The sequence below is a fragment of the Streptococcus sp. CF7_Ac1-8 genome (assembly GCF_024295435.1).
Lineage (GTDB): Bacteria > Bacillota > Bacilli > Lactobacillales > Streptococcaceae > Streptococcus > Streptococcus mitis_AP.
Window position 1 is genome coordinate 19,517 of sequence record NZ_JANCPI010000015.1, and the last position, 15,875, is coordinate 35,391.

Annotated in this window: 13 protein-coding genes; 10 read left to right on the forward strand and 3 right to left on the reverse strand. The window is 42.0% G+C overall.

Annotation, left to right across the window (positions count from 1 at the left end):
• Positions 1-24 precede the first annotated feature (24 nt).
• A complete protein-coding gene (locus tag NMM26_RS08060) occupies positions 25-357 on the forward strand; it encodes a putative DNA-binding protein (RefSeq protein WP_070527803.1) in 333 nt (110 codons plus the stop codon).
• An 11-nt stretch (positions 358-368) separates the two neighbouring features.
• Positions 369-1,940 carry a signal recognition particle protein gene (gene ffh / locus NMM26_RS08065; RefSeq protein WP_050203406.1) on the forward strand — a complete coding sequence of 524 codons (1,572 nt, stop codon included), beginning with the start codon at positions 369-371 and terminating at the stop codon, positions 1,938-1,940.
• Between the two features lie 95 nt (positions 1,941-2,035).
• Here ffh and NMM26_RS08070 read toward each other — a convergent pair whose 3' ends face one another.
• Both NMM26_RS08070 and rsmG read right to left on the reverse strand, forming a co-directional pair.
• On the reverse strand, positions 2,036-3,319 hold the full coding sequence (locus tag NMM26_RS08070; RefSeq protein ID WP_004241778.1) for a uracil-xanthine permease family protein: 1,284 nt from the start codon (positions 3,317-3,319) through the stop codon (positions 2,036-2,038).
• A gap of 203 nt (positions 3,320-3,522) precedes the next feature.
• The gene (gene rsmG / locus NMM26_RS08075) at positions 3,523-4,236 is read right to left on the reverse strand and encodes a 16S rRNA (guanine(527)-N(7))-methyltransferase RsmG (protein ID WP_000801943.1); all 714 of its coding nucleotides are present in this window, start codon (positions 4,234-4,236) and stop codon (positions 3,523-3,525) included.
• Positions 4,237-4,329: 93 nt separating this feature from the next.
• Between rsmG and NMM26_RS08080 the strand changes: the two genes are divergently transcribed.
• The gene (locus tag NMM26_RS08080) at positions 4,330-4,890 is read left to right on the forward strand and encodes a LemA family protein (protein WP_000219828.1); all 561 of its coding nucleotides are present in this window, start codon (positions 4,330-4,332) and stop codon (positions 4,888-4,890) included.
• 1 nt (position 4,891) lies between these two features.
• Positions 4,892-5,791 carry a zinc metalloprotease HtpX gene (gene htpX / locus NMM26_RS08085; protein ID WP_049551153.1) on the forward strand — a complete coding sequence of 300 codons (900 nt, stop codon included), beginning with the start codon at positions 4,892-4,894 and terminating at the stop codon, positions 5,789-5,791.
• Between the two features lie 45 nt (positions 5,792-5,836).
• Here htpX and NMM26_RS08090 read toward each other — a convergent pair whose 3' ends face one another.
• Complete coding sequence (locus tag NMM26_RS08090; protein ID WP_049551154.1) at positions 5,837-7,396, reverse strand: ATP-binding cassette domain-containing protein; 1,560 nt, start codon at positions 7,394-7,396, stop codon at positions 5,837-5,839.
• A 709-nt stretch (positions 7,397-8,105) separates the two neighbouring features.
• Between NMM26_RS08090 and NMM26_RS08095 the strand changes: the two genes are divergently transcribed.
• The 6 genes from NMM26_RS08095 to carB all read left to right on the forward strand — a co-directional run bounded on the left by NMM26_RS08095 (position 8,106) and on the right by carB (position 15,704).
• Complete coding sequence (locus NMM26_RS08095) at positions 8,106-8,648, forward strand: DUF177 domain-containing protein (protein WP_049551155.1); 543 nt, start codon at positions 8,106-8,108, stop codon at positions 8,646-8,648.
• Positions 8,648-9,277: an endonuclease III gene (nth, locus tag NMM26_RS08100; protein ID WP_254754235.1), complete on the forward strand. Its 630-nt coding sequence runs from the start codon at positions 8,648-8,650 to the stop codon at positions 9,275-9,277. The genes NMM26_RS08095 and nth overlap by 1 nt, the downstream gene beginning before the upstream one ends.
• 210 nt (positions 9,278-9,487) lie before the next feature.
• Positions 9,488-10,009, forward strand: a complete 522-nt coding sequence (pyrR, locus tag NMM26_RS08105; protein WP_033681983.1) for a bifunctional pyr operon transcriptional regulator/uracil phosphoribosyltransferase PyrR — start codon at positions 9,488-9,490, stop codon at positions 10,007-10,009.
• An 18-nt stretch (positions 10,010-10,027) separates the two neighbouring features.
• A complete protein-coding gene (locus NMM26_RS08110) occupies positions 10,028-10,951 on the forward strand; it encodes an aspartate carbamoyltransferase catalytic subunit (protein ID WP_049551157.1) in 924 nt (307 codons plus the stop codon).
• A gap of 49 nt (positions 10,952-11,000) precedes the next feature.
• Entirely contained in the window at positions 11,001-12,080 is a 1,080-nt protein-coding gene (locus NMM26_RS08115; protein ID WP_000166853.1) for a carbamoyl phosphate synthase small subunit, read from the forward strand.
• A gap of 447 nt (positions 12,081-12,527) precedes the next feature.
• Positions 12,528-15,704, forward strand: coding sequence for a carbamoyl-phosphate synthase large subunit (gene carB / locus NMM26_RS08120; RefSeq protein ID WP_049551158.1), 3,177 nt, complete (start codon positions 12,528-12,530; stop codon positions 15,702-15,704).
• Positions 15,705-15,875 lie beyond the last annotated feature (171 nt).

Sequence of the window (15,875 nt, forward strand, 5' to 3'; positions counted from 1 at the left end):
CTAATTTTTGGTATAATAAAAGTTATGGAAATCGAAAAAACCAATCGTATGAATGCGCTCTTTGAATTTTATGCGGCGCTTTTGACAGATAAGCAAATGAATTATATAGAGCTCTACTATGCTGATGATTACAGCCTTGCTGAGATTGCCGAGGAGTTTGGTGTCAGTCGTCAGGCTGTCTATGATAATATCAAGCGGACAGAAAAGACTCTGGAAGATTATGAGATGAAATTGCACATGTACTCGGACTACATTGTCCGCAGTCAAATTTTTGACCAGATTTTAGAGCGCTATCCCAAGGATGACTTTCTGCAGGAGCAGATAGAAATTTTAACAAGCATTGATAATAGAGAATAAGAGGAAGAAAAATGGCATTTGAAAGTTTAACAGAACGTTTGCAGAACGTCTTTAAAAATCTACGTAAAAAAGGAAAAATCTCTGAATCTGATGTCCAAGAGGCAACCAAAGAAATTCGCTTGGCCTTGCTTGAGGCCGACGTTGCCTTGCCTGTTGTAAAGGACTTTATCAAGAAAGTTCGTGAGCGTGCAGTCGGGCATGAGGTCATTGATACCCTTAATCCTGCGCAACAGATTATTAAAATCGTTGATGAGGAACTGACAGACGTTTTAGGTTCTGATACAGCTGAGATTATCAAGTCACCTAAGATTCCTACAATCATCATGATGGTTGGTTTACAAGGAGCTGGTAAAACAACCTTTGCTGGTAAATTGGCCAACAAACTCAAGAAGGAAGAAAATGCTCGTCCTTTGATGATTGCGGCGGATATCTATCGTCCAGCAGCCATTGACCAGCTCAAAACTCTTGGACAACAAATTGATGTGCCTGTCTTCGCACTTGGAACAGAAGTACCAGCTGTTGAGATTGTACGTCAAGGTTTGGAGCAAGCCCAAGCTAATCATAATGACTATGTCTTGATTGATACGGCAGGTCGTTTGCAGATTGATGAGCTTTTGATGAATGAGCTTCGTGACGTGAAAGCACTGGCTCAACCAAACGAAATTCTCCTCGTGGTTGATGCCATGATTGGTCAAGAAGCGGCCAATGTTGCGCGTGAGTTTAATGCTCAGTTAGAAGTGACTGGGGTCATCCTTACCAAGATTGATGGGGACACTCGTGGTGGTGCTGCTTTATCTGTTCGTCACATTACTGGAAAACCAATCAAGTTTACTGGTACAGGTGAAAAGATTACGGACATTGAAACCTTCCACCCAGACCGCATGTCTAGCCGTATCCTTGGCATGGGGGATATGCTCACTTTGATTGAGAAAGCTTCTCAAGAATACGATGAGCAAAAAGCCCTTGAAATGGCTGAGAAGATGCGTGAAAATACCTTTGATTTCAATGATTTCATTGATCAGTTGGATCAGGTGCAAAACATGGGGCCGATGGAAGACTTGCTCAAGATGATTCCAGGTATGGCCAACAACCCAGCCCTTCAAAACATGAAGGTAGATGAACGCCAGATTGCTCGTAAACGTGCCATTGTGTCTTCAATGACACCTGAAGAACGTGAAAATCCCGATTTGTTAAATCCAAGCCGTCGCCGTCGTATCGCTGCAGGTTCTGGAAATACTTTTGTAGAAGTCAATAAATTCATCAAAGACTTTAACCAGGCTAAACAACTCATGCAAGGTGTCATGTCTGGAGATATGAACAAAATGATGAAGCAAATGGGAATCAATCCAAACAACCTTCCTAAAAATATGCCAAATATGGGAGGAATGGATATGTCTGCCCTTGAAGGAATGATGGGACAAGGCGGTATGCCTGACCTGTCAGCTCTCGGAGGAGCAGGAATGCCAGATATGAGCCAGATGTTTGGTGGCGGACTAAAAGGTAAAATCGGTGAATTTGCCATGAAACAGTCAATGAAACGTATGGCTAACAAAATGAAAAAAGCGAAGAAGAAACGTAAGTAAGACAAAGGAAGGCCGCAGGGCTTTCCTTTTTTAGAAAGAAGAAAAATGAGCACTTCCGTAATTGGAAATGCTCGTTTTTTGATGTGTTTAGACTCTTAATCTTTATTTTCGTATGGTAAGATCAAGTTCAAGATGATTCCTGTCATGGCTGATAGGGCAGTACCTGAAAGGGTAACTGGACCAAGTTTAAGGATAGCTCCTCCAAGTCCAAGTACCAACATAGCACTTGCGATGATTAGGTTACGCATTTGACTGAAGTCTACACGTTCTTTGATCAAGACTTTCAAACCATTACTTGCGATAACTCCGTAGAGAAGGATTGACATACCACCAAGTACAGCATTTGGAATGGTTGAAATCAAGGCAGTGAATTTACCAAGGAAGCTAAGGGCAATCGCGATGAAGGCAGCGTTACGGATAACTGAGACAGAAGCGATACGAGTCATACCGATAACCCCTGTATTTTCTCCATAAGTTGTATTGGCTGGTCCACCAAGGAAGGCAGAAACTGAAGTTGCGATACCGTCACCAAGAAGAGTACGGTGAAGACCTGGTTCTTTCAAGAATTGACGGCCACAGATTTGACCCAAAACAGTATGGTCTCCGATATGTTCAGAAATTGTTACGATAGCGATTGGCAAGATAGCGATGGTTTCTGGACCGAAGTAAAGATTGTATTCTTTAAAGGCACCGCCTGTATTAAATGGCAAGTAGAAACCAGGAATCTCGAACCAGTTGGCTTTAAGAACTGGTGTAAAGTCAACCAAGCCAAGTGTTAGTGCGAAGAGGTAACCACCGATAATGGCAAAGAGGAATGGAATGATTCGTAGGAAGCCTTTTCCTTTTGTATTGATAAAGGCAGCAATCAAGAAAGTAACAACTGCTACAAGAGCATTTTTCCAATTCCCGTCAGCTACAAGACCAGCATTGGTAACAGCTGAACCTGCAAGTCCCAGACCGATAACGATAATCATAGGTCCGATGATGATTGGTGGCAAGAGTTTATCAATCCATTTTGTACCTGCAAAACGAACACCTGCAGCCACAAGGACATAGACCAAACCAGTCAAGATAACTCCTGTTTGAGCAGCAGATACATCACCCCCCATTTCTTTCATAGCCAGTGACATTGCTGTGATAAAGGCAAAAGAAGAACCTAGATAAACTGGAACTTTAAATCCAGTTGAAATCATATAGATGAGTGTCCCGACACCTGAAGCAAAAAGGGCAACAGATACAGGCATTCCCAAAATCAAGGGTACCAAGATGGTCGCACCGAACATGGCGAAAACGTGTTGGAAACTAAGGAGAATTCCTTTTCCAGCCGAAGGACGTTGGTCAACGTCTAGTAACAAATCAACAGTTGATTCTTGTTTCATATAAACCTCACTTTTGGGCATCAAAAAAGAGCCCATTATTTTACAGCAATAGGCCCTCAGAGTAAGACTTCTCTAAAATCTAGACTTTAAAGAGTTTCAAGTATTTCTGCGTCTTCGTCACCTCACGGGATGACATTAAAAACCTTTGCTTGTGATAGTATAGCAGAAATTCCGAACTTTGTAAACATTTTTTACTAAAAAATTTAAAGCGGGCGTTTGTTGGGCATGCCAGCCTTTCTTGGATATTTATTTGGTGTTTCTTTTTTCTTTTCTACCACTGTGATGTAACGTGGATCTCCATTTGGTAGGGCGTAGCTGAGATTGTCTTCTACTTTACTAAAAAGGAGGTTGAGGGCATTCTTAGCTTCTAATAATTCCTCAGGAGCATTGCTAGCCTTGAGTGCCAATAGTTTTCCGCCAACTTTAAGGTAGGGAATAGTTAATTCAGATAGGACTTGCATACGGGCAACCGCACGAGCCGTTACAAAATCATACTGAGCACGGAAGTTTTTGTCTTGGGCAAAATCTTCGGCACGTCCATGGTAGAAATGAACATCGTCTAAATCCAGTTCCTGAGCCAAAAGTTTGAGGAAGTTGATGCGCTTGTTGAGAGAATCAATGATAGTTACATTTAGCTGAGGATAGAGGATTTTCATAGGTAGACTAGGAAATCCTGCCCCGGCTCCAATATCAAGAAGTTTGATAGTTTCATTTGAAATTAAGCCTTGCAGAATGGGTGCAATCGAATCGTAAAAGTGTTTCAGATAGACTTCTTCCTTATCTGTAATAGCCGTCAAATTAATCTTCTCATTCCACTCGACCAAGAGTTCAAAATAGCGTTCAAATTGTTTTTTTTGCTGGTCCGAAAGTGAAAGATTTTGCTCGGCAAGCAAGTTGTAAAATGTTTCTGGTTTCATAGTTTTTTCCTTCTTTAGTATCATCTTATTTTACCACAATCATTAAAAATTTGATATACTGGTACTAATCTAAAAGCAGAAAGGACTTATATAATGACTTGGATTATTCTTGGAGTTATCGCTCTTGTTGTGATTTTTGTGATTGTTAGCTACAACGGTTTGGTTAAGAATCGTATGCAAACAAAGGAGGCTTGGAGCCAAATTGATGTTCAGTTGAAACGTCGAAATGACCTCTTGCCAAACTTGATTGAGACTGTAAAAGGTTATGCCAAATATGAAGGTTCTACCCTTGAAAAGGTGGCAGAACTGCGTAACCAAGTGGCGGCAGCGACTTCACCAGCAGAAGCTATGAAAGCTAGTGATGCCCTTACTCGCCAGGTTTCAGGTATCTTTGCAGTTGCAGAAAGCTATCCAGATTTGAAAGCCAGTGCCAACTTTGTTAAATTGCAAGAGGAGTTGACAAATACAGAAAATAAAATTTCTTACTCTCGTCAACTCTACAACAGTGTTGTCAGCAACTACAATGTAAAATTAGAAACTTTCCCAAGCAATATTATCGCTGGAATGTTTGGATTTAAAGCAGCAGATTTCCTTCAAACTCCAGAAGAGGAAAAAGCAGTTCCTAAAGTTGATTTTAGCGGTTTAGGTGACTAAGATGTTGTTTGATCAAATTGCAAGCAATAAACGAAGAACGTGGATTTTGTTGCTGGTATTTTTCCTACTCTTAGCTCTTGTTGGTTATGCGGTTGGTTACCTCTTTATGCGGTCTGGGTTTGGTGGTTTGGTTATCGCACTGATTATCGGCTTTATCTATGCCTTGTCCATGATTTTTCAATCGACAGAGATTGTCATGTCCATGAATGGAGCGCGTGAGGTGGATGAGCAAACGGCACCAGACCTCTACCATGTAGTGGAAGATATGGCTATGGTGGCCCAGATTCCTATGCCTCGTGTTTTCATCATTGATGATCCAGCCTTAAATGCCTTTGCGACAGGTTCTAACCCTCAAAACGCGGCGGTTGCTGCGACTTCAGGTCTCCTGGCTATCATGAATCGTGAAGAACTAGAAGCTGTTATGGGACATGAAGTCAGTCATATTCGTAATTACGATATCCGTATTTCGACTATTGCTGTTGCCCTTGCTAGTGCTATCACCATGCTTTCTAGTATGGCAGGTCGTATGATGTGGTGGGGTGGAGCAGGTCGCAGACGAAGTGATGATGACCGAGATGGAAATGGCCTAGAAATCATTATGCTCGTAGTTTCTCTACTAGCTATTGTGCTGGCACCTCTTGCTGCCACCTTGGTACAACTAGCTATTTCTCGTCAGAGGGAATTCCTAGCGGATGCTTCCAGTGTCGAGTTGACGCGCAATCCTCAAGGGATGATTAATGCTCTACGCAAGTTAGACAACAGTAAACCGATGAGTCATCCTGTCGATGATGCCAGCAGTGCACTATATATCAATGATCCCAAGAAAGGGGGAGGGTTCCAAAAACTCTTTTATACCCACCCACCGATCTCAGAACGGATTGAACGTTTGAAACATATGTAAAAAAGAATCCAGAGGTCGTCTCTGGATTTTTGCTATGTTGCAAATTTATAAATCTTCTAAATTAACTACTTCTAAACCGTGTTCTGTCAAGCGATAGATGGTCGAACAGACTTCTTTTAAGAAACGACGGTCATGCGAAACAGTGATGATACCACCTGGATATGTTGCAAAGAGTTTTCTTATTTCAGGTTGAGAAGTTGGAGAAAAGTTTCGTGTAGGTTCATCCAGCAGGAGAAAGTTTGGTTTGCGCAAGACTAAATCCAAAAGCAGGAGTTTTCCCTGTTGTCCGCCAGATAAGGAGCGAATTTGATGCTGCATTTCTGGATAACTAAAATTGAGACTTGCTAAGTGAGATTGGATTTTCTGTAGTTCCTCTTTTTCTCCAGTTTTGCTGAGGTAGGCTATTGGTGATAAATCCAATTGCAGTTTTTGCTGGTAATCTTGTGGCATAAAACCAAGGGAAATCTCTTTTTTATCATTAAGAAGTTGATGTAACTTGGCTAACAGAGTTGATTTACCAACACCATTTTGACCGATGATACCGATTTTTTCTTGCCTACGGACAGTTAGTTGTAGTTCCTGAGACAAAACTCGGTCGCCAATGGACAAACTTTCTTTTTCCAGCTGGATTAAGACTTTAGAAGCAGGTAATGGCTGTATGTCTGAGAAGAAAAGTTGAATGTGTTCTTCTTCAAGTGGTTTTTGGGTCATGGACTGAGCTGTCTTTTCAATGCGTTTTTCTTGAGAGAGAACATTTTTCATCTTTTTAGCTAATAGGCGCCCAGCAGTACTGTCTTTGGTAGCTCGAAGCGCAGTCTCTACATTTTGCTTGACTCGCCGATGTTTTTCCATGGTTTTATCGTAGGCTCTTTGCTCGTTAGCAGCTTGCTGGCTTTGTTTGATAAAATTAGCCTTTCTCTGGTCGCTATAGCGATCATAGTCTAAATGTTCTACTAGGGTTTCCGCTTCTTTACGGTGCTTGATCAGTCGCAGGTGGACAATAGTATCAGCCGTTTCAGAAAGAAAGTCTTCATCATGGGAAATGAAAATAACGGTTTGCCTCATCTTCTGTATCTGTCTTTTTAGCCAATCAACCGTCTCAAGGTCCAGGTCATTTGAAGGTTCATCTAAAAATAGAATCTCAAAGGGTTTGGCTAACTCATGGATGAGCTGAATTTTCAAAGCTTCGCCACCCGATAGGCTCCCGATATCTTGGTCACTAGCAAAGCGATTGCTATCAAAATGCAATTCCTCAGCTAAACGATAGAGGACACTGTAATCTAAATCAATAGTATCTAAAAAGAAGTAGTTGTGTAAAGTTTTCTTTTTCAGGTCCTCGGGGAGTTTTTGAGGAATGTAGGCTATTGATTGATAATCAGATTGAATGTCTCCCCTGATAGTGAAATCAGACAAAGTTTCCCCCATTAAAGTTTTAAGTAAGGTTGATTTTCCATTTCCTTCTTCGCCAATAATAGCGACCTTTTCCCCGTCTTGGATGGTCATGCTTAGGTCAGAGACAAGGTCTCGTAAATCTTTGTTTTGAGTGATGGTCAGGTGATTAATTTTTATCATATAATTGCCCTTTCTAGAATGTCCATAGTGCATAACAAAAAGCTCTACTTTATCTAGTAGAGCCCAAAGTCACTGTCAGAAACGCTATTATCCATGTTGAAAATCCTGTCAAACTAGGCTTGTCTACCCCTATCCAACCCAAGAGGAGCAGATGGTTAGCTTTCTAGTTTTTTGATTTTCAAAGAGGATAAAGTACCAGAAAATCTAGTACAAAAAGAGCACACAAAAAGAGACAAAAACAAGATCTACTAAATAAAGATTATTTATTTGATAGACTTAGTTGTTCATGTCTCCCTTACCTCCGAGTATTAGTACCTCTATCCTATACCTTTCAGGAACTTTTGTCAATAGAAAACTGGAAATTCTAGGTTTTATACTCAATGAAAATTAAAGAACAAACTAGGAAACTAGTCGCAGGCTGCTCAAAGCACAGCTTTGAGGTTGCAGATAGAACGGACGAAGTCAGTATCTCATACTAACGACAAGTCGACGTTGACGCGGTTTGAAGAGATTATCGAAGAGTATAACTCAGATAGGAGTTGGGTTGCATTAGTAATCAGTGCTTTGTCTTCCATGTGAGCCTCCTCCTTGCTCTGATGTATTCTTGCCGACAGTATAGCACTAAAAACAAAATTTTCATGGTAAATATGTCAAAAATTCAAATTTTAATTACAAAGTTTGGTGTGCTGGTTTGTGGCCTTTTCATGGTATAATCAAGAGAGTAAATCTTTATGGAGGAAGTATGAAATTAAATATTCAAGAAATTCGTAAGCAGTCTGAAGGCTTGCATTTTGAACAGACGTTAGACCTAGTTGCTGACCTGCGTTCACGCAATCAAGAAATTTTAGATGTAAAAGATATCCTTGCAGTTGGGAAAGTACAGTACGAAGACCGTATGTATTTCTTAGATTATCAACTATCTTATACCATTGTTCTTGCTTCAAGTCGCAGTATGGAGCCAGTTGAGCTAGTTGAATCTTATCCAGTAACGGAAGTTTTCATGGAAGGCGCAACTAACCAACTAGATCAGGAAGTTTTAGACGATGATTTGGTCTTGCCTATCGAAAATGGAGAACTTGACCTTGCTGAGAGCGTGTCAGACAATATCTTGCTAAACATTCCTATCAAGGTCTTGACAGCAGAAGAAGAGGCTGGTCAAGGATTTGTTTCTGGAAATGACTGGCAAATCATGACAGAGGAAGAATACCAAGCTCAACAAGCAGTTAAGAAAGAAGAAAACAGTCCTTTTGCTGACCTACAAGGACTATTTGATGGAGACGAGTAATGGTCTTATCAAAAAAACGAGCACGAAAAGTGCTAGAAGAAATCATTGCTCTTTTTCCAGATGCTAAGCCTAGTCTTGATTTTACCAATCATTTTGAACTCTTGGTTGCGGTCATGTTATCAGCTCAGACAACGGATGTAGCGGTAAATAAGGTCACACCAGGTCTCTTTGTTGCCTTTCCAACCCCACAAGCCATGTCTGTAGCGACAGAGAGTGAGATTGCCTCACATATTTCTCGCCTGGGACTGTATCGAAATAAGGCTAAATTCCTTAAAAAATGTGCCCAACAGTTACTAGATGATTTTGGCGGTCAGGTCCCTCAGACACGTGAGGAATTAGAGAGTTTAGCAGGTGTTGGTCGCAAAACAGCCAATGTTGTCATGAGTGTGGGGTTTGGGATTCCAGCTTTTGCAGTGGATACTCATGTGGAACGTATTTGTAAACACCACGATATCGTCAAAAAATCAGCAACACCACTTGAGGTGGAAAAACGGGTCATGGATATCTTGCCACCGGAGCAGTGGCTAGCAGCCCATCAGGCCATGATTTATTTTGGACGAGCCATTTGTCATCCTAAAAATCCAGAGTGTGACCAGTACCCACAGTTATATGATTTTAGCAATTTATAAGATGGATCATCAAAAGTTTTTGCTTGATTTTAGGCCCGCTTTGTGCTATAGTAATTGATAATTAAATATTCCTTTAAACCTGTCCCGTGAGGCAGGCAAGGAGCGCGATAAAGTAGAAGGGTGAAGTCTATACTGTTTCCAGTAAGGCTCGCTTGGCTATACATTTCAAGTCTCCTTGTTTAAGGAGACTTTTCTTTTTGGAGGTTTGTCATGAAGACAAAAGAAGTTGTAGACGAATTAACCGTCAAACGAGCGATTACGCGTATTACTTATGAGATTATCGAGCGCAACAAAGATTTGAATAAAATCGTCTTGGCTGGTATTAAAACTCGTGGTGTCTTTATCGCCCACCGTATCCAAGAACGTTTGGAGCAACTAGAAAATCTTTCAGTTCCTGTTGTGGAATTGGACACCAAACCTTTCCGTGATGATGTTAAAAGCGGAGAAGATACTTCTTTGATTTCTGTTGATGTGACAGGCCGTGAAGTCATCTTGGTGGACGATGTACTTTATACAGGTCGTACTATTCGTGCTGCTATTGATAATATTGTAGGTCATGGTCGTCCTGCGCGCGTGAGTTTAGCAGTTCTAGTCGATCGTGGACATAGAGAATTGCCAATCCGTCCAGATTACGTTGGGAAAAATATCCCTACTAGTCGTTCTGAAGAAATCATCGTAGAGATGGCAGAACTTGATGGCCAAGACAGAGTTCTGATTACTGAAGAAGCTTAGAAAGCTAAAGGAGTAGCCATGTCAGAAAATCAACAAGCATTGAACCATGTTGTATCCATGGAAGACCTCACTGTTGATCAAGTGATGAAATTGATCAAGCGAGGAATTGAGTTTAAAAACGGAGCTCAGCTTCCTTATGAAGACCACCCGATTGTTTCCAATCTTTTCTTTGAGGATTCTACACGGACGCATAAGTCCTTTGAAGTGGCAGAAATTAAACTGGGATTGGAACGACTTGACTTTGATGTGAAAACTAGTTCGGTTAATAAGGGTGAGACACTTTATGATACCATTTTGACTTTGTCTGCTTTAGGAGTGGATGTCTGTGTGATTCGCCACCCAGAGGTTGACTACTACAGAGAGTTAATTGCTAGTCCCACGATTACGACTTCCATCATCAATGGTGGAGATGGTTCGGGACAACACCCTAGCCAGAGCTTGCTTGATTTGATGACTATTTATGAGGAATTTGGTCACTTTGAGGGTCTTAAGGTTGCTATTGCAGGCGACTTGGACCACTCACGCGTTGCCAAATCCAATATGCAGATTTTGAAACGCTTGGGAGCTGAACTTTACTTTGCTGGACCTGAGGAATGGAGAAGTCAAGAGTTTGCGGACTATGGACAGTTTGTAACCATTGATGAAATCATTGATCAGGTGGATGTCATGATGTTTCTCCGTGTGCAACATGAACGCCATGATAGTGGAGCTGTATTTTCAAAAGAAGACTACCATGCCCAACATGGCTTGACTCAAGAACGTTATGACCGTTTGAAAGAAACAGCAATCCTTATGCACCCAGCTCCAGTCAATCGTGATGTAGAAATCGCAGACCACTTGGTTGAAGCACCAAAATCACGGATTGTCCAACAAATGACCAATGGTGTCTTTGTTCGAATGGCAATCTTAGAATCCATACTGGCGAGTAGAAACGCCAACTAAAACACAAGACGTTAAAAGACGCCAGTGAGCGTCCACGAGAGGTGAAAATATGACAAAAAGACTTCTAGTATTAGAAGATGGCACAGTTTTTGAAGGCAAGGCCTTCGGAGCAGATATTGATGTAACAGGCGAAATCGTCTTTAATACAGGCATGACCGGCTACCAAGAATCCATTACAGACCAGTCTTATAATGGACAAATCTTGACCTTTACTTATCCTTTGGTGGGAAATTATGGAATCAACCGTGATGATTACGAATCTATTATTCCAACTTGTAAGGGAGTTGTTGTTTTCGAAGAGGCACGTAGAGCAAGTAACTGGCGCAACCAAATGACCTTGGATGAATTTTTGAAAGCCAAGAAAATTCCTGGTATTTCAGGGATTGATACGCGTGCTCTTACCAAGATCATCCGTAAGCATGGTACTATGCGTGCAACCTTGACCCATGTTGGGGACAGCATGGACCATGTGACGGACCAACTCCAAGCGACAGTCTTGCCGACAGATAATATCAAACAGGTTTCTACTAAAACATCTTATCCAGCTCCAGGAGTTGGTTTGAGCGTAGTGCTAGTGGACTTTGGTCTCAAGCACTCAATCTTACGTGAACTTTCTAAGCGCAACTGTAACGTGACTGTTGTTCCTTATTCGACAACGGCAGAAGAAATTCTCCATCTTAATCCTGATGGAGTTATGTTGTCAAACGGTCCTGGTAACCCAGAGGATGTTCCACAAGCACTCGACATGATTCGTGGTGTGCAAGGAAAAATTCCAATCTTTGGTATTTGTATGGGACACCAACTATTTGCTATGGCAAACGGGGCTAAGACTTATAAGATGAAATTTGGTCATCGTGGCTTTAACCATGCAGTACGTGAAATTGCAACAGGACGAGTAGACTTTACTAGCCAAAACCATGGTTATGCAGTCAGTCGTGAGGATTTGCCAGAGCACTTGATCATTACCCACGAAGAAATCAATGACAAGTCAGTTGAAGGTGTGCGACACAGATACCAACCTGCTTTCTCTGTCCAATACCACCCAGACGCAGCACCTGGCCCACACGACGCAAGCTACCTGTTTGACGAGTTTATCGAGATGATGGAAGCTTTTAAACAATCAAACTAAGAACGAGTAAAAGCTCGTCGGAGAATTTATGTAACTGAACACGGACGGAAAGCTCGGAATTTAGAGAAACCAATTTGGATTGTCAATCCTTCCTTGGTTTCCTAAAATTCAATCGCTTTCTATTCGTCCTTTGTATCTTATTTAATGTCGCCCTGAGAGGCGACGAATAGAAAGGCAGGTCGTTTCTTTTAGTCGCTATCAGGCGAACTAAAAACTCCCTGCACTAGATTTTTTACCGAAAAGTATCGTTTCGCTAAAAAATCGTCGGAGAATTTATTTAATGGCAACCTGAGAGTTGCCGAATAGAAAGGAGAAGATACATTGTTCGCGGAAGTGAACACGCCCTAAGAACTGTGTGAAAAAGATAAACATCGTCTTGACGCTGAAGGCGTCTGCACCGAGTTTCCTATTCTCACTGTGTTCTTTACGGGCTTTGTATCATAAACTATGCCTAAACGTACTGATATTCAAAAAATTATGGTGATTGGTTCTGGTCCGATTATTATTGGTCAGGCTGCTGAGTTTGACTATGCTGGGACCCAGGCTTGCTTGTCGTTGAAAGAGGAAGGGTATGAGGTTGTCTTGGTTAACTCAAACCCTGCCACCATCATGACGGACAAGGAGATTGCGGACAAGGTCTATATTGAACCGATTACACTTGAGTTTGTGACACGAATTCTTCGTAAGGAACGTCCAGATGCCTTGCTACCAACACTCGGTGGTCAGACAGGTCTAAACATGGCCATGGAATTATCTAAAAATGGTATCCTTGATGAGCTTGGTGTTGAGCTTCTGGGTACTAAACTATCTGCCATCGACCAAGCGGAGGACCGTGACCTCTTTAAACAATTGATGGAAGAACTCAACCAACCCATTCCAGAATCTGAAATTGTCAACACAGTCGAAGAAGCTGTTGCCTTTGCAGCAACAATTGGCTACCCAGTCATCGTTCGTCCAGCCTTTACACTTGGTGGTACTGGTGGTGGAATGTGTGCTAATGAGGAAGAATTGCGTGAAATCGCTGAAAATGGATTGAAATTGTCACCTGTGACCCAATGTTTGATTGAACGTTCGATTGCAGGTTTCAAGGAAATCGAATACGAAGTGATGCGTGACTCAGCTGACAATGCTTTGGTTGTTTGTAACATGGAAAACTTTGACCCAGTTGGGATTCACACAGGGGATTCCATCGTATTTGCCCCTGCCCAAACCATGTCAGATTATGAAAACCAAATGCTACGTGATGCGAGTTTGAGCATCATTCGTGCCCTCAAGATTGAAGGTGGATGTAACGTTCAGCTAGCACTTGATCCCCACAGCTTTAAGTATTATGTTATTGAAGTAAATCCTCGTGTATCGCGTTCGTCAGCCCTTGCTTCTAAGGCGACAGGTTACCCGATTGCTAAGTTAGCTGCTAAGATTGCAGTAGGTTTGACCTTGGATGAGGTGATCAACCCGGTTACAGGTTCAACATATGCCATGTTTGAGCCAGCCCTTGACTATGTGGTGGCTAAGATTCCACGTTTCCCATTTGACAAGTTTGAAAAAGGGGAACGTCGTCTTGGTACCCAGATGAAGGCCACTGGAGAAGTTATGGCCATCGGTCGGAACATCGAGGAATCTCTCCTTAAGGCTTGTCGCTCTCTAGAAATTGGGGTGCACCACAATGAAATGCCTGAACTTGTAGCAGTTTCTGATGATGCTTTGATTGAAAAGGTTGTGAAAGCTCAAGATGACCGTCTTTTCTATGTATCTGAAGCAATTCGCCGTGGCTACACACCAGAAGAAATTGCTGAATTGACCAAGATTGATATTTTCTATCTGGATAAACTCTTGCATATCTTTGAAATTGAGCAAGAATTGGGTGCTCATCCACAAAATCTAGAAGTTTTGAAAACTGCCAAACTTAATGGATTTTCTGATCGTAAGATTGCTGAACTCTGGGAAACGACAGCTGACCAAGTTCGTCAACTTCGTTTGGAAAACAAGATTGTCCCAGTCTACAAGATGGTTGATACCTGTGCGGCAGAGTTTGACTCTGAAACTCCATATTTCTATTCAACCTATGGTTGGGAAAATGAATCTATCAAGTCTGATAAAGAATCCGTTCTAGTTCTGGGTTCTGGTCCAATCCGTATCGGTCAAGGGGTTGAGTTTGACTACGCCACTGTTCACTCTGTTAAGGCTATTCAGGCGGCTGGCTACGAAGCTATCATCATGAACTCAAACCCAGAGACCGTTTCTACAGATTTCTCTGTATCTGACAAGCTCTACTTTGAACCATTGACATTCGAAGATGTTATGAATGTTATCGACTTAGAGCAACCAAAAGGCGTTATCGTTCAGTTTGGTGGTCAAACAGCCATCAATCTTGCGGAGCCATTGGCAAAAGCAGGTGTGACCATCCTTGGTACACAGGTTGCTGACCTAGACCGTGCTGAAGACCGCGACCTCTTTGAGCAAGCTCTCAAAGACTTGGATATTCCACAGCCACCAGGACAAACGGCTACCAATGAAGAAGAAGCAGTTCTTGCAGCTCGCAAGATTGGCTTCCCAGTTCTTGTCCGCCCATCTTATGTACTTGGTGGACGTGCCATGGAAATCGTTGAAAACGAAGAAGACCTTCGTTCTTACATGCGAACTGCTGTTAAGGCTAGTCCAGACCACCCAGTTCTTGTCGATTCTTACATTGTTGGTCAGGAGTGCGAAGTTGATGCCATCTCAGACGGGGAAAATGTTCTCATCCCTGGTATCATGGAGCATATCGAACGTGCCGGTGTCCACTCAGGTGACTCAATGGCCGTTTACCCACCACAAACCTTGTCGCAAAAGGTGCAAGAAACAATCGCAGACTATACTAAACGCCTAGCAATCGGTCTTAACTGCCTTGGTATGATGAACATCCAGTTTGTCATCAAGGATGAAAAAGTCTACGTTATTGAGGTCAATCCGCGTGCTAGCCGTACGGTTCCTTTCCTTTCTAAAGTAACCAATATTCCTATGGCTCAGGTAGCAACCAAGCTTATTCTTGGTCAAAGTTTATCAGAACTTGGCTACCAAGATGGTCTTTACCCTGAAAGTACTCGAGTTCATATTAAAGCACCAGTATTCTCCTTCACGAAACTAGCTAAGGTAGACAGCTTGCTCGGTCCTGAAATGAAGTCAACAGGTGAAGTTATGGGTTCTGATACGACTTTGGAAAAAGCTCTCTATAAAGCCTTTGAAGCTTCTTACCTACACTTGCCAACCTTTGGTAACGTTGTATTTACTATCGCTGATGATGCGAAAGAAGAAGCCTTGGATTTGGCTCGTCGTTTCCAAAATATTGGCTATGGAATCCTCGCGACGGAAGGGACAGCTGCCTTCTTTGCCAGTCATGGATTGCAAGCCCAACCTGTTGGTAAGATTGGTGATGACGATAAAGATATCCCAAGTTTTGTTCGCAAAGGAAGAGTTCAAGCTATCATTAACACAGTTGGAACCAAACGAACTGCTGATGAAGATGGTGAGCAAATCCGCCGTTCAGCCATTGAACACGGGGTACCCCTCTTTACAGCATTAGATACAGCTAACGCCATGCTCAAAGTATTGGAAAGCCGTAGTTTTGTTACAGAAGCAATCTAGTTGAGAAAGAATTTTCACAGTTAAAAAGCCAGCGTCAGAAAACGCTGGCTTTTGCAATACTGGTGTTGCTTATTTCAGCTATCATGCTTTCCTTAAGAATCGTTCCAAAATGTGATATAATAAGAATAAATTGGAAATAGGCAAACTATTTTCATTTTATTTTCAAAAGCT

Excerpts from the sequence above, each read along its gene's own strand:
- NMM26_RS08060 (WP_070527803.1), top strand. The coding sequence starts at position 25 with ATGGAAATCGAAAAAACCAATCGTATGAATGCGCTCTTTGAATTTTAT.
- ffh (WP_050203406.1), top strand. The coding sequence starts at position 369 with ATGGCATTTGAAAGTTTAACAGAACGTTTGCAGAACGTCTTTAAAAAT.
- NMM26_RS08070 (WP_004241778.1), bottom strand. The coding sequence starts at position 3,319 with ATGAAACAAGAATCAACTGTTGATTTGTTACTAGACGTTGACCAACGT.
- rsmG (WP_000801943.1), bottom strand. The coding sequence starts at position 4,236 with ATGAAACCAGAAACATTTTACAACTTGCTTGCCGAGCAAAATCTTTCA.
- NMM26_RS08080 (WP_000219828.1), top strand. The coding sequence starts at position 4,330 with ATGACTTGGATTATTCTTGGAGTTATCGCTCTTGTTGTGATTTTTGTG.
- htpX (WP_049551153.1), top strand. The coding sequence starts at position 4,892 with ATGTTGTTTGATCAAATTGCAAGCAATAAACGAAGAACGTGGATTTTG.
- NMM26_RS08090 (WP_049551154.1), bottom strand. The coding sequence starts at position 7,396 with ATGCACTATGGACATTCTAGAAAGGGCAATTATATGATAAAAATTAAT.
- NMM26_RS08095 (WP_049551155.1), top strand. The coding sequence starts at position 8,106 with ATGAAATTAAATATTCAAGAAATTCGTAAGCAGTCTGAAGGCTTGCAT.
- nth (WP_254754235.1), top strand. The coding sequence starts at position 8,648 with ATGGTCTTATCAAAAAAACGAGCACGAAAAGTGCTAGAAGAAATCATT.
- pyrR (WP_033681983.1), top strand. The coding sequence starts at position 9,488 with ATGAAGACAAAAGAAGTTGTAGACGAATTAACCGTCAAACGAGCGATT.
- NMM26_RS08110 (WP_049551157.1), top strand. The coding sequence starts at position 10,028 with ATGTCAGAAAATCAACAAGCATTGAACCATGTTGTATCCATGGAAGAC.
- NMM26_RS08115 (WP_000166853.1), top strand. The coding sequence starts at position 11,001 with ATGACAAAAAGACTTCTAGTATTAGAAGATGGCACAGTTTTTGAAGGC.
- carB (WP_049551158.1), top strand. The coding sequence starts at position 12,528 with ATGCCTAAACGTACTGATATTCAAAAAATTATGGTGATTGGTTCTGGT.